Origin of the sequence: Pseudokineococcus sp. 5B2Z-1 (assembly GCF_037482305.1) — a bacterium.
In the GTDB taxonomy this organism is placed as follows: Bacteria; Actinomycetota; Actinomycetes; order Actinomycetales; family Quadrisphaeraceae; genus Pseudokineococcus.
In genome coordinates this window covers 394779-408529 of record NZ_JBBHZG010000001.1, presented here as the reverse complement: position 1 = coordinate 408529, position 13751 = coordinate 394779, and the positions used below count along the sequence as shown (strand labels likewise).

Genomic DNA, 13751 nt, shown 5'->3' with positions numbered 1-13751 from the left:
GTGGCGGGCCCGACGGCGGGCGCAGCGGTGGGCCCCTCGGGCGGCGCCTCGGAGGGCGCGGCGCTGCGCGGGGCCGGCCGGCCGGGGACGGGCGCGCGCGCCTCGGTGCCCGGCTCCAGCGCCAACCTCGGCCCCGCCTTCGACGCCGTGGGCCTGGCGCTCGACCTGCGCGACGAGCTCGAGGTGCGGCTGCTCGAGGACGGTGCGGGCGCCCGGGTCGAGGTGTCCGGCCAAGGGGCCGGCCGCGTCGGCGAGGGGGAGGACCACCTCGTGGTCCGGGCCCTGCGCGCGGCCCTGGAGCGGGTCGGCGCGCCGCGCCCCGACCTGGCGCTGACCTGCCGCAACGGCGTGCCCTTCGGCCGGGGCGCCGGGTCGTCGGCGGCGGCGGTCGTCGCCGGCGTCGTCCTGGCGCGCGGCCTGCTCGAGGACCCGTCCGCCCTCGACGACGCGACGGCGCTCGACGTCGCCGCCGGGCTCGAGGGGCACCCGGACAACGCGGCGGCGAGCCTGCTCGGCGGGGCCACCGTCGGCTGGGTCGAGGACGGGACGTCCCGCGCCGTCCGCGTCGAGCCGCACCCCGACCTGGTCGCCGTCCTCGCCGTCCCGGACGCCGAGCTCCTCACCGCGCGCGCCCGCGCCATGCTGCCGCCCGCCGTGCCCCTGGCGGACGCCGTCTTCAACGCCGGGCGCTCGGCGCTGCTCGTCGAGGCCCTCGCCCGCCGCCCGGACCTCCTGCTGCCGGCCACGGCCGACCGGCTGCACCAGGACACCCGGGCCCCGGCGGCTCCCGCCACGGCCGCGCTCGTGCGCGGGCTGCGCGCGGCGGGCCTCGCGGCCGCCGTCTCGGGCGCCGGCCCGAGCGTGCTCGTGCTCGGGGCGGGGAGCGCGGCCGCCCTCGCGGCGCGCGTCGCCGACGTCGCCGGCGCCGGGTGGGACGTGCGCGCGCCCGCCGTCGACCGCGACGGCGCCCGCTGGTCGCCCTGCTGACGCCGCCCCCGGCGGACTTCGTAGCCTCCCTCCGCCGTCGGGGCCTCCTGCCGCGGAGTTCGTAGCCCTTGTCCGCCGTCGGGGGCGCTCGTCGCCGACGTCGTCGCCCCTCTCCGCCGGTGAGGGCCCGACGGAGGCGCCGTCGCCGGCACGGGCGTGCGCCGTGGTGCCTCGGGCGTGCACCCGGTCGGGTGACGGCGGCGAGCCCTGGGGCGGCCGGGGGGTGCGGTGCTACAGTCGTGCCGCCGGACCTGCTCCGGGTGATCGCCGCGGTCCTCTGCGGCGCCGCCGCCCGTGGGAGCCCCGGCACTCTCACCTCCCCGCCGGTGCGACAGCGCCCGACCCCGGTCCCGGGCTCTCGCGCGACCGTCCGCGGACGGGCAGGTGGTCCCTGCCGGCCTCTGTGCGCCGGCGCACCCTGCGGCCTCCCGCGCCGCTGACGAGGGGGAAGGACCTTCGTGACAGACACCACCGACATCGCCCAGCCCGAGGCGCAGGGCGACGCCGCCCCGGCCCGCCGGGCCCCCCTGTCCCAGCTCCGGCTCGGGCAGCTGCAGGAGCTCGCGAGCTCGCTGGGCGTGCAGGGCACCGCGACGATGCGCAAGAGCGACCTGCTCGCCGCCATCCGCGCCGAGCAGGGCCCGTCGACGCGCGGCCGCCGCGCCGCGGCCCCCGCCGACGCCGACGCCGACGCCCCCTCCCGTCCCGAGCAGAGCCGCCCCGAGCAGGCCCAGCCGCCGCAGCCCCGCCGCGGCGACGACGACGCCCCGGCCCAGGCCCCCGCGGCCGACCGGGCCGCCGCTCCCGCGCAGACCACCGCTCCGGACGAGGCGCCCACGGGGCGCCGCGGCTCCCGCCCGCGCCGCGCCGAGCGGCCCGCCGGCGCCCCCGACACCCGCACCACCCCGGCGCAGGACGGCGCCGCCGAGCGCGTCTCCCAGGACCGGGCGCCGCAGGACCGGGGCGGGGACGCCGCGGGCGAGCGCCCGGCGCCCGAGGGCCGCGAGGCGGCCGACGGCGGCCGCGAGGCCCGCGCCCCCCGCCGCGACCAGGACGGTCGCGAGCGCGACCAGCAGGGCCAGCAGCAGAGCCGCGACCAGCAGGGCCAGCAGCAGGGCCGCGACCAGCAGGGCCGCGACCAGCAGACGGGGGCGGCGCAGGGCGGCGACCGCCGCCTCGACGCGCGGGCCCAGCTCGAGCAGTCGCTCGACCTGCGCGAGCGCGCCCGTCACCGTCGCGGCGACGAGGCCGAGGACGAGCGCGGCGACCGCGCGCGCGGCCGCGACGACCGCCAGGACCGCGGCCGCGACGACCGCTCCGAGCGGGGCGAGCGACAGGACCGCGGGGACCGGCCGGACCGCGGCGCCGGCCAGGGCCAGCAGGACCGCCAGGACCGCTCCGGCGGGCAGGACGACGACGACGAGCTCGGCGGCCGCCGCGGTCGTCGCGGCCGCTACCGCGACCGCAAGCGCCGCGGCCGCGGCGAGGGCGCTCCCGGCGGCGGGCCGACGCCCGACGCCGAGCCGGAGGTGTCCGAGGGCGACGTCCTCGTGCCGGTGGCGGGCGTCCTCGACGTCCTCGACAGCTACGCCTTCGTGCGCACCTCGGGCTACCTGCCCGGGCCGAACGACGTCTACGTGACGCTCGCGCAGGTCAAGAAGCACGGCATGCGCAAGGGCGACGTCATCACCGGCGGCGCCCGGGCGAAGGGCGACGGCGACGGCGACGGGCAGGACGCCCCGAGCGGCAGCGGCCGCAGCGGCCGCCAGCAGCGCCAGCAGCGGGCCCAGAAGTTCAACCCGCTGGTGCGCGTGGACACGGTCAACGGCCTGCAGCCGGACGAGGCGCGCCGCCGCCCCGACTTCACCAAGCTGACGCCGCTGTACCCGCAGGACCGCCTGCGCCTGGAGACCGAGCGCGGGCACTACACCCAGCGCGTCATCGACCTCGTGGCGCCCATCGGCAAGGGCCAGCGCGGCCTGATCGTCGCGCCGCCCAAGGCCGGCAAGACGATCGTCATGCAGCAGATCGCCAACGCGATCACGCGCAACAACCCGGACGTCCACCTCATGGTCGTGCTCGTCGACGAGCGGCCCGAGGAGGTCACCGACATGCAGCGGACGGTGAAGGGCGAGGTCATCGCCTCGACCTTCGACCGTCCCGCCGACGACCACACGACGGTCGCCGAGCTGGCCATCGAGCGGGCCAAGCGCCTCGTCGAGCTGGGGCACGACGTCGTCGTGCTGCTCGACTCGCTGACGCGCCTCTCGCGGGCCTACAACACCTCGGCCCCGGCGTCCGGGCGCATCCTCTCCGGCGGCATCGACGCCTCGGCGCTGTACCCGCCGAAGCGCTTCTTCGGCGCCGCCCGCAACATCGAGCACGGCGGCTCGCTGACGATCCTCGCCTCGGCGCTCGTCGAGACGGGGTCGAAGGCCGACGAGGTGATCTTCGAGGAGTTCAAGGGCACGGGGAACATGGAGCTGCGCCTGGCGCGGCACCTGGCCGACAAGCGCATCTTCCCGGCGGTCGACGTCAACGCCTCCGGCACGCGGCGCGAGGAGATCCTCATGTCGGCCGAGGAGCTCAAGGTCGTCTACAAGCTCCGCCGGGTCCTCGGCGCCCTGGACTCCACCCAGGCCATCGAGCTCGTCCTCGGCAAGCTGCGCGAGACCGGCAGCAACGCCGAGTTCCTCATGCAGGTCCAGCGGACGGCACCCTCGGGCCCGGGCGGGGACCAGCGCAGCGAGCTCTCCCCGAGCTGACCGCAGCGGGCGGACGCGGCGAGCGCCCGCCCGGCCCGCCGCCCGGCCCGCCCGGGCGGCGGGAAGGCCGAGACGCCCCCCGGCGTTGTGGGGGGCGGTCGAGGTCGTGGCACCATCGACCGCGCCGCCCCGGTTCACGTGCGCGCGACCAGCGCCGCACGACCCGGGGCACCGACGAGAGGACGCACCAGATGAAGGCCGGGCAGCACCCCGAGTACGTGACGACCACGGTGTCGTGCACGTGCGGCGAGACGTTCACCACGCGCAGCACCGACAAGAGCGGCGAGATCAAGGCCGACGTCTGCTCCGCGTGCCACCCCTTCTACACGGGCAAGCAGAAGATCCTGGACACCGGCGGCCGCGTGGCCCGGTTCCAGCAGCGCTACGGCAAGAAGGCCGACGCCGCCAAGTAGGCCCGCCCCGACGGCGCCGGTCCGCCCCCTGCGGGGCGGGCCGGCGCCGTCGTCACGTCCGGGCCCGCCCCGGCGCCCCGTCCGCGCCCCCCGCCAGCTCGTCCCCCGCCCCAGCCCGCGACCCCGGAGGTCCCCGTGCGCGACGTCGTCGCCCCGCTCCTGGAGGAGCACGCCGCGCTCGAGCAGGAGCTGGCGGACCCGGCGCTGCACGCCGACCCGGCCCGCGCCCGGCGCGCCGGCCGCCGCTACGCCGAGCTGGGCGCCGTCGTCGCCGCCGAGGCCGCCTGGCGCGCGGCCGTCGACGACGCCGGGGCCGCCCGCGCGCTGGCGGCCGAGGACCCGGCCTTCGCCGAGGAGGTGCCCGCGCTCGAGGCGGCGGCCGAGGCCGCGGCGGAGCGCCTGCGGCGCGTCCTCGTGCCGCGCGACCCCGACGACGCCCGCGACGTCATCCTCGAGGTCAAGGCGGGGGAGGGCGGCGAGGAGTCCGCGCTCTTCGCCGGCGACCTCGTGCGGATGTACCTGCGCCTCGCCGAGCGCCGCGGGTGGAGGGTCGAGCTGCTGGACGCCGCGCCGTCCGACCTCGGCGGTTACAAGGAGGCGTCCCTGGCCGTCCGCGGCCGCGGCGGTGACCCGGCGACCGGCGTCTACGCCGCGCTGAAGTTCGAGGGCGGCGTCCACCGCGTGCAGCGGGTGCCGGTGACGGAGTCGGCCGGCCGCATCCACACCTCCGCCGCCGGGGTGCTCGTGCTCCCCGAGGTCGAGGACGTCGACGAGGTCGAGGTGTCGCCCTCGGACCTGCGCGTGGACGTCTTCCGCTCCTCGGGGCCGGGCGGGCAGAGCGTCAACACCACCGACTCCGCCGTGCGCATCACGCACCTGCCGAGCGGCCTCGTCGTCTCCTGCCAGAACGAGAAGAGCCAGCTGCAGAACCGCGAGCAGGCGCTGCGCATCCTGCGCGCCCGGCTGCGGGCGCTGGCGGCCGAGGAGGCCGCCGAGGCGGCGTCGGGGCTGCGGCGCGCGCAGGTGCGGACGGTGGACCGCTCCGAGCGGATCCGGACCTACAACTTCCCCGAGAACCGCATCAGCGACCACCGCACGGGGTACAAGGCGTACAACCTCGACGCCGTGCTGGACGGCGACCTCGACGCCGTCCTCGCCTCCTGCGCGCGGGCCGACGAGGACGCCCGGCTCGCCGCCGTGGAGACGTCCTGAGCGCCTCCGGGACGGACCTGGCCGCGCTCCTGCGGGCGGCCGCGGGCCGGCTCGCGGCGGCGGGCGTCCCGAGCCCCCGCGCGGACGCGGAGGAGCTGCTGGCCCACGCGCTCGGCACGACGCGGGGGGCCGTCGCGCTGGCCGCCCTGCGCGGGGACGACGGGCCGGCGCCGGACGTCCGGACGGCCTACGCGGCGCTCGTGGCCGCCCGGTGCGCGCGCAGGCCCCTGCAGCACCTCACGGGCCGCGCCCCGTTCCGGGGGCTCGAGCTGGCCGTCGGGCCGGGCGTCTTCGTCCCCCGGCCCGAGACCGAGGGGCTGGCGGGCGCGGCCGTGGACGCCGCCCGCGAGGTCGAGCGCGCCGAGGGCCGCCCCGCCGTCGTCGTCGACCTGTGCACGGGGTCGGGCGCCGTCGCGCTCGCCGTGGCGGCCGAGGTGCCGCGTGCGCGGGTCGTCGGCGTCGAGCTGAGCGAGGACGCCCTGGCCTGGGCCCGGCGCAACGCGGCCGACCTCGGCGCGCGGCCGCCGCTGGCCGGCCGCCCGGGCGGGCCGGTCGAGGTCGTGGCCGGCGACGCCGGGAGCGCGCTGCCGGGGCTCGAGGGCCTCGTGGACGTCGTCGTCAGCAACCCGCCGTACATCCCGCCCGGCGCGGTGCCGGTCGACCCGGAGGTCCGCGACCACGATCCGGGAGCGGCCCTCTACGGCGGCGGGGAGGACGGCCTCGAGGTCCCCGGGGCCGTCGTCGCGCGCGCCGCGGCCCTCCTGCGCCCGGGCGGCGTCGTCCTCGTCGAGCACGCCGAGGTCCAGCAGCCCGCGCTCCTCGCCGTCCTCGCGGGGCCGGCCTGGTCGGGCGCGACGGGTGCCGTCGACCTCACCGGGCGGCCCCGCTGGGTGCGCGCCACGCGGGCGGACGGCGCCGTGCCGGCACCGCCGGCCGCCGCCCGCTGACGCGCCCCGGGAGGCCCCGCGCGGTCGCGGCGAGCCCCCGCCTGCCGGAGCGGGCCGGCCGGGCGTGCCACGATGCGCGGTCGTGAGCACGCTGCACGACTGCCGCCAGCCCGAGGGGCGCGACGCGGGCCTGCGCCACGCCGTCGACGCCCTGCGCCGGGGCGAGCTCGTCGTGCTGCCCACCGACACCGTCTACGGCGTGGCGGCGGACGCCTTCGACGCCGACGCGGTGGCCGCGCTCCTCGCCGCCAAGGGCCGCGGGCGCTCCATGCCGCCGCCCGTCCTCGTCCACGACGCCCGCTCGGTCGACGCGCTCGTCGAGCGCTCCGCCAGCCGCGCGTCGTCCTCGGTCGACGACCTCGCGGAGGCCTTCTGGCCGGGGGGCCTGACGCTCGTCTGCTGGGCGCAGGGGTCGCTGCGGTGGGACCTCGGCGACACGGGCGGCACGGTGGCCGTGCGCGTCCCCGACGACGAGCTCACCCGGACCCTCCTCGCCGAGAGCGGGCCGCTCGCCGTCAGCAGCGCCAACCTCACGGGGCGCCCGCCGGGGGAGACCGCCGCCGCCTGCCGCGAGCAGCTCGGCGACGCCGTCGCCTGCTACCTCGAGGACGGCGCGCGCGACGGCGGGGTGCCCTCGACCGTCCTCGACCTCACCGGGGCCCGCCCCGAGGTGCTGCGCGAGGGCGCCGTCAGCCTCGCCGAGCTGCGCCGCGTGGTGCCCGACGTGCGCGCCCCCCGGCGCGCCGAGCCGGAGCCCCAGCCGGAGCCGGCCACCGGGCGGGAGACCGAGCCGCAGACCGGGCCGCACCCGGCGGCAGAGGACGCCGGGGCCCCCGACCCGGTCGACGGCTCCGCCGACGAGCGGTGAGGGCCTACCTCCTCGTCCTCGTCACCGCGGCGGCGGTCACCTACCTGTGCACGCCGCTGGCCCGCCGCCTGGCCGAGCGCCTGGGCGCGATGTCGCCGGTGCGCGACCGCGACGTCCACAGCGTGCCGACGCCGCGCCTGGGCGGGACGGCGATGCTCGCCGGCCTCGCCGCCGCCGTCGTGCTGGGCAGCCAGCTGCCCTTCCTCGACGGGGTCTACGCCGAGTCCCGCGGGCCCTGGGCGGTCCTCGGGGCCGCCGCCCTCGTGTCCCTCCTCGGCGTCGCCGACGACGTCTGGGGCCTCGACGCCCTCGCCAAGCTGGGCGGGCAGGTGCTCGCGGCGTCCCTGCTGGCCTGGCAGGGCGTCCAGCTGCTCTCGCTGCCCGTCTTCGGCGTCACCGTCGGCTCGGGGCCGACGTTCTTCGCCCTCACCGTCGTCGCGGTGCTCGTCGCCGTCAACGCCGTGAACTTCATCGACGGGCTGGACGGGCTCGCCGCGGGCGTCATGCTCATCAGCGGGTCGGCGTTCTTCGTCTACACGTACCTGCTGAGCCAGGACGCGAGCCCGGAGGACTACTCGAACCTCGCCACGCTCGTCGTCGCGGCGCTCGTGGGCTGCTGCCTGGGCTTCCTGCCCCACAACCTCCACCCCGCGCGCATCTTCATGGGCGACTCCGGCTCGATGCTCCTCGGGCTGCTGCTCGCCGCCTCGGGCGTCGCGGCGTCGGGGGTGGACCCGACGGTCGTCTCGCGGGCGCAGGTCGTGCCCGTCTTCCTGCCGATCCTCCTGCCGCTCGCCGTGCTGCTCCTGCCGCTGCTGGACCTCGTGTGGGCGGTGGTGCGCCGCCTCGCCAAGGGGCAGTCGCCCTTCACGCCCGACCGCCTGCACCTGCACCACCGGCTGCTCGACCTCGGGCACAGCCACGGCCGGGCCGTCGGCGTCATGTACGCCTGGGCGGCCGTCATCTCCTTCGGGGCGGTCTCGACCGCCTTCGTGCCCCTGCCGCTGGCCCTGCCCGCCTGGGGGGCGGCGGTCGTCGTCGTCGTCGTGGTGACGCTCCGCATCCGCCGACGGCCGCCGAGCCCGGCGGCGGCCACGCTGGGCAGCGGGGGGCCGGGAGGCTGGTGATACCGTCCGGGACCAGGTGAGCAGACCGGGCGCGAGCGCCCGGATCGCCGCCGCCGCGGGCCCGAGGACGAGCGGGCGCGCCCGCCCTCGCCCACGGACGACGCGCTGGAGCCCCCGTTGTGAGCACCCACGGCAGCCCTCCCGGGGCCGTCGCCCCGCCGCCCGGAGCGTTCACCGGGATGCTGCGCGCCGCGCTCGTCCCCTCCCTCGTCGCCGGCGCCGCGTGCGCCGTGGTGGCGCTCGTGACCTCCGGCCTCGCGGGGCTGGTGGCGGCGCTGGTCGGGGTGGCGCTCGTCGTCCTCTTCTTCGGCAGCACCCTCGTCGTGCTGGGCCGCACCGCCCGGACCTCGCCGCAGCTCGTCATGGTCGTCGCCCTCGGCACCTACACCGCGAAGGTCGTGCTCCTCGCGGTCGCCTTCGTGCTCCTGGCCCGGCTGACCGACCTGCCGGGGCCGGCCCTCGGGCTCACGACCATCGTCGTCACCACCGTCTGGCTCGGCTTCGAGCTGCGCGGCTTCCTGCGCGCCCGCCACCCCGTCGTGGACGACCCGCGCCCGGGCGCCGGGTCGGGCACCGGGCCGGGCGTCGACGGCGGGGGGAGTGGTCGGTGACGCGCCGCAGCGCTGCTAGCGTCATCCCCACCATGGCCGACGACGACAGCCGCCGACCCGCCCCCGGCACCACCGGTGCCGCCGGGGCCCCCGCGACCCCTCCGAGCCCCGCCGAGCGGGCCTCGAGCGACGGTCGCGACGGCGTCTGGGGCGCCTCGTCCTACCTCGTCGCCGGCCCCCTGACGTTCGGGGCCATCGGCTTCGGCCTGGACCGCCTGCTGGGGACCTCGTTCCTGGCGCCGGTCGGCATCATCGGCGGCATCGTGCTCGCCGTCTGGTACGTGTGGTTCCGCTACGGTGTCGGGCGCGACGCGCCCGTCTCCCGCCCCGCCGGTCCGCCGGCGGGCGAGCGGCGCGCCCGCTCGAGCCACTCGCACCCCCGTACCCACGACGACGTCCGCGCGGAGGAGACGACGTGAGCCCGGCACTGCAGGCCCCTCTGCTCGCATCAGGCAGCCACGAGTTCGAGGCGCCCAGCACCGAGATCTTCTGGCAGCCGCTCTTCGGCACCGAGGGCGCGCTCGCGGTCACGCGGCCGTCGATCCTCGCCCTCATCTCGGTCGTCATCGTCGTCGGGCTGCTGCTCGCCGGCACCCGCCGCCTGTCGGTCGTCCCCGGCAAGGGGCAGATGGCCGTGGAGGGCGTCTACAACCTCGTCCGCAACACGGTGGCGCGCGACATCATCGGCGAGCACCACTTCCGCCGGTACATCCCGCTGCTGTTCGCGCTCTTCGCGTTCATCTACGTCAACAACCTCTTCGGCGCCCTCCCGCCGTTCCAGTACCCGACGATGGGGCGCATCGCCTTCCCCATCGTCCTGGCGCTGCTGGTCTACGTCGTCTACCACGCGGTCGGGATCTCGCGGAAAGGCGTCGGCGGCTACCTCAAGGGCCTCGTGCCGAGCGGGCTGCCCGCCTGGATCGTGCCGGTCGTCTTCCTGCTCGAGGTCGTCACCTACTTCGTGACCCGGCCGGTGACCCTGGCCCTGCGGCTCTTCGGCAACATGTTCGCGGGCCACATCATCCTCGTGCTCTTCATCAGCGGCGCCGAGTACATGCTCGTCGACGGCGGGCTGCTGCTGAAGGTCGTGTCGATCCCGACCTTCCTCATGGCCTTCCTCATGACGCTGTTCGAGCTGCTCGTGCAGTTCCTGCAGGCCTACGTCTTCGTGCTGCTGTCCGCGACCTACATCGCGGACGCCTACGCCGAGGAGCACTGAGCGCGCCCCGCGCGCCCCACAGACCGCACCACCCGCTGGAGAGCCCCACCGCCAGCAGCACCACCGCACCACCACGGACCACCCGGGCGCACACCGCGTCGCGGCACCACGGAAGGAAGTTGGAGAGGACCATGACCGGAGACCTCGCGATCGTCGGCTACGGCCTGTCGGCCATCGGCCCCGGCGTCGGGATCGGCCTGATCTTCGCCGCCTACATCAACGGCGTCGCCCGCCAGCCCGAGGCGCGCGGCATGCTGCAGAGCATCGCCATCCTCGGCTTCGCCCTCGCCGAGGCGCTGGCCATCTTCGGCATCGCCCTGGCGTTCGTCTTCGCCGGCAACTGACCGAGCCCAGCTCGCCACCCATCCCGCACCGGGCTCAGGAGGAGCAGTGAACCTCGCCGCCACCGCGGTGCTCGCCACGGCGGAGTCCGACCCGCCCGGCGACCCGCTCTACCCGATCCTCCCGCACCTCGGGGAGCTGATCTTCGGGGTCATCGCCTTCGCGATCGTCCTGTTCGTCGTCGCGAAGAAGGTCGTGCCGCGCCTCGAGGAGGTCTACGCGGAGCGCCGTGCGGCCATCGAGGGCGGCGTCGAGAAGGCCGAGCGGGCGCAGGAGGAGGCCGAGCGCACCCTCGCCGAGTACAAGCAGCAGCTCGCGGACGCCCGCGAGGAGGCCGGCCGCATCCGCGAGGAGGCGCGCGCCCAGGGCGCGCAGATCCTCGAGGAGATGCGTCAGCGGGCCGAGGCCGAGGCGCAGCGCGTCACGGAGTCGGCCCAGCGCCAGATCGCCTCCGAGCGCCAGCAGGCCGCCCTCTCGCTGCGCACCGAGGTCGGCGGCCTCGCCACCGAGCTCGCCTCGCGCATCGTCGGGGAGTCGCTGCACGACGAGGCGCGCCAGTCGCGCGTCGTCGACCGCTTCCTCGAGGACCTCGAGCGGGGCGAGCACACCGGTGGCGCCCACGCCGCCGCGCGCAGCGGCCAGGGCTCCTGATGCGCGGGGCGAGCCGCACCTCGCTCGGTGCGGTCACCGAGGACGTCCGCCCGGTGCTGGAGGGCGCGCGGGGCACCGACCTCGGCGAGCAGCTGTTCGGCGTCGTCGACGTGCTCGACTCCTCGGGCCCGCTCCGTCGGGCGCTGACGGACCCGGCGCGCGAGGCGTCGGACCGCACGGCGCTCGCCGAGCGTCTCCTCGGCGGGCGGGTCGGCGACGAGGCGATGGACGTCGTCCGCCGGCTCGTCGGCGGCCGCTGGTCGGCGTCGCGCGACCTGCCCGACGCCGTCGAGCAGCTCGCCGTCCTCGCCACGGTGTCCGGGGCCTCGCAGGCCGACGACTCCGGTGACGGGGTCGACCGCGTCGAGGAGGAGCTGTTCCGCGTCGAGCGGCTGCTCTCCGGCGACCGCGCGCTGCGGGCCGCGGTCGCCGACCGCTACGCCCCGGACGAGGCCCGGACGGGCCTGCTCGACCGCCTCCTGGGCGACAGGGTCGCGCCGGGCACCCTGCTGCTCGTGCGCCGCGCCGCCGTCCGCTCGCGCGGGCTCACGCCGGAGCGGGCCCTGTCCCACTACGGCGAGCTGGCGGCCGAGTGGCGTCGGCGCGTCGTGGCGCTCGTCACGACCGCCGTCCCGCTGCGCGAGGACCAGCGCCAGCGGCTCGTCGACCTCCTCAGCCGCCAGTACGGCCGTGCCGTCCACGTCGACTCGGCCGTGGACCCGGGCGTCGTCGGCGGCGTCCGCCTCGAGGTGGGCGGCGAGCTCGTCGACAGCACCGTCTCCTCGCGCCTCGACGAGACCCGGCGTCGCCTCGCCCGCTGAGGCGGGGGACGATCGTCGGGACGAGCACGACCAGCACCACGAGCAGCACCCGCGGGGCCGCCGGCGCCGCGCCGAGCACCAGCCGCTGCGGCGGCCCGAGCGACCCGAGCCACACGAGAAGGAGCACCCCCATGGCGGAGCTGACGATCCGGCCCGAGGAGATCCGCGACGCGCTGGACTCCTTCGTCCAGTCCTTCGACCCCTCCGGCGTCGACCGCGAGGAGGTCGGCCGCGTCACCGAGACCGCGGACGGCATCGCCCGCGTCGAGGGCCTGCCCAGCGCGATGGCCAACGAGCTGCTGCGCTTCGAGGACGGCACCCTCGGCCTGGCGCTCAACCTCGACGTCCGCGAGATCGGCGTCGTCATCCTCGGCGACTACAGCGGCATCGAGGAGGGCCAGGCCGTGCACCGCACGCGCGAGGTCCTCTCCGTGCCGGTCGGGGACGGCTACCTCGGGCGCGTCGTGGACCCGCTGGGCAACCCGGTCGACGGCCAGGGGGAGATCGAGCCCGAGACCCGTCGCGCGCTCGAGCTCCAGGCGCCCACGGTCGTCCAGCGCAAGTCGGTGCACGAGCCCCTGCAGACGGGCATCAAGGCCATCGACGCCATGACGCCGATCGGCCGCGGCCAGCGCCAGCTCATCATCGGCGACCGCCAGACCGGCAAGTCCGCGGTGGCGCTCGACACGATCATCAACCAGCGCGCCAACTGGGAGTCGGGCGACCCGACCAAGCAGGTCCGCTGCGTCTACGTCGCCATCGGCCAGAAGGGCTCGACGATCCAGGGCGTGCGCGCCTCGCTCGAGGCCGCCGGCGCCATGGAGTACACGACGATCGTCGCGGCCCCCGCCTCCGACCCGGCGGGCTTCAAGTACATCGCCCCCTACACCGGCTCGGCCATCGGCCAGCACTGGATGTACGCGGGCAAGCACGTCCTCATCGTCTTCGACGACCTGTCCAAGCAGGCCGACGCCTACCGCGCCGTCTCGCTGCTGCTGCGCCGCCCGCCGGGCCGCGAGGCCTACCCGGGCGACGTCTTCTACCTGCACTCCCGGCTCCTCGAGCGCTGCGCGAAGCTCAGCGACGAGATGGGCGGCGGCTCGATGACCGGTCTGCCGATCATCGAGACCAAGGGCAACGACGTCTCGGCGTTCATCCCCACCAACGTCATCTCCATCACCGACGGCCAGATCTTCCTCGAGTCGGACCTCTTCAACGCCAACCAGCGCCCGGCGGTCAACGTCGGCGTCTCGGTGAGCCGGGTCGGCGGCGACGCCCAGACCAAGGCCGTGAAGAAGGTCTCCGGCACGCTGAAGATCGACCTCGCGCAGTTCCGCTCGCTCGAGGCCTTCGCGATGTTCGCCTCCGACCTGGACGCGGCGTCCCGCCAGCAGCTGGGCCGCGGCCAGCGCCTCATGGAGCTGCTCAAGCAGCCCCAGTTCTCCCCGTACCCCTTCGAGGAGGAGGCCGTGTCCATCTGGATGGGCACGAAGGGCGTGCTGGACGACGTCCCCGTCGAGGACGTGCGCCGCTTCGAGTCCGAGGTGCTCGAGATGCTGCGCGGCGGCGACCTGCTGCGCACCATCCGCGAGACGGGCCGGCTCGAGGACGACACGACGGACGAGCTCGAGCGCCAGGTCCGCGACTTCAAGAACGGCTTCCGCCCGACGGCCGACGCGCCGGTCGAGGCCGAGGACGTCGAGGCGAGCGACGCCGACGAGGAGTCGCAGGAGCAGATCGTCCGCCAGAAGCGCTGAGGCGCGCCTCCCGGCGGCCCCGTGAGGGGCC

Annotated in this window: 14 protein-coding genes; all 14 read left to right on the top strand. The window is 76.7% G+C overall.

The window, feature by feature from the left end; genetic code table 11:
• Entirely contained in the window at positions 1-987 is a 987-nt protein-coding gene (gene thrB, locus WDV85_RS01725) for a homoserine kinase (RefSeq protein WP_339568968.1), read from the top strand.
• Positions 988-1445: 458 nt separating this feature from the next.
• Positions 1446-3752, top strand: a complete 2307-nt coding sequence (gene rho / locus WDV85_RS01720) for a transcription termination factor Rho (protein WP_339568967.1) — start codon at positions 1446-1448, stop codon at positions 3750-3752.
• Positions 3753-3943: 191 nt separating this feature from the next.
• On the top strand, positions 3944-4165 hold the full coding sequence (gene rpmE / locus WDV85_RS01715; RefSeq protein ID WP_339568966.1) for a 50S ribosomal protein L31: 222 nt from the start codon (positions 3944-3946) through the stop codon (positions 4163-4165).
• 135 nt (positions 4166-4300) lie between these two features.
• Complete coding sequence (gene prfA / locus WDV85_RS01710; RefSeq protein WP_339568965.1) at positions 4301-5377, top strand: peptide chain release factor 1; 1077 nt, start codon at positions 4301-4303, stop codon at positions 5375-5377.
• On the top strand, positions 5374-6324 hold the full coding sequence (prmC, locus tag WDV85_RS01705; protein ID WP_445263167.1) for a peptide chain release factor N(5)-glutamine methyltransferase: 951 nt from the start codon (positions 5374-5376) through the stop codon (positions 6322-6324). Before prfA ends, prmC begins: the two co-directional genes overlap by 4 nt.
• An 82-nt stretch (positions 6325-6406) precedes the next feature.
• Positions 6407-7192, top strand: coding sequence for an L-threonylcarbamoyladenylate synthase (locus WDV85_RS01700; RefSeq protein WP_339568964.1), 786 nt, complete (start codon positions 6407-6409; stop codon positions 7190-7192).
• Positions 7189-8319 carry a glycosyltransferase family 4 protein gene (locus WDV85_RS01695; RefSeq protein ID WP_171202269.1) on the top strand — a complete coding sequence of 377 codons (1131 nt, stop codon included), beginning with the start codon at positions 7189-7191 and terminating at the stop codon, positions 8317-8319. The genes WDV85_RS01700 and WDV85_RS01695 overlap by 4 nt, the downstream gene beginning before the upstream one ends.
• Positions 8320-8438: 119 nt before the next feature.
• Positions 8439-8930 (top strand): hypothetical protein, encoded by a 492-nt coding sequence (locus tag WDV85_RS01690; RefSeq protein ID WP_339568963.1) that lies wholly within the window; start codon positions 8439-8441, stop codon positions 8928-8930.
• Between the two features lie 32 nt (positions 8931-8962).
• Positions 8963-9349: an AtpZ/AtpI family protein gene (locus WDV85_RS01685; protein WP_339568962.1), complete on the top strand. Its 387-nt coding sequence runs from the start codon at positions 8963-8965 to the stop codon at positions 9347-9349.
• Positions 9346-10149, top strand: a complete 804-nt coding sequence (atpB, locus tag WDV85_RS01680; RefSeq protein WP_339568961.1) for a F0F1 ATP synthase subunit A — start codon at positions 9346-9348, stop codon at positions 10147-10149. The genes WDV85_RS01685 and atpB overlap by 4 nt, the downstream gene beginning before the upstream one ends.
• Before the next feature lie 131 nt (positions 10150-10280).
• Positions 10281-10493 carry an ATP synthase F0 subunit C gene (atpE, locus tag WDV85_RS01675; RefSeq protein ID WP_171202271.1) on the top strand — a complete coding sequence of 71 codons (213 nt, stop codon included), beginning with the start codon at positions 10281-10283 and terminating at the stop codon, positions 10491-10493.
• Positions 10494-10539: 46 nt separating this feature from the next.
• Complete coding sequence (locus WDV85_RS01670) at positions 10540-11142, top strand: F0F1 ATP synthase subunit B (RefSeq protein ID WP_339568960.1); 603 nt, start codon at positions 10540-10542, stop codon at positions 11140-11142.
• A complete protein-coding gene (locus WDV85_RS01665) occupies positions 11142-11963 on the top strand; it encodes a F0F1 ATP synthase subunit delta (protein ID WP_339568959.1) in 822 nt (273 codons plus the stop codon). The genes WDV85_RS01670 and WDV85_RS01665 overlap by 1 nt, the downstream gene beginning before the upstream one ends.
• 131 nt (positions 11964-12094) lie before the next feature.
• Positions 12095-13720, top strand: a complete 1626-nt coding sequence (gene atpA, locus WDV85_RS01660; protein WP_339568958.1) for a F0F1 ATP synthase subunit alpha — start codon at positions 12095-12097, stop codon at positions 13718-13720.
• The last annotated feature ends 31 nt before the right edge of the window (positions 13721-13751 follow it).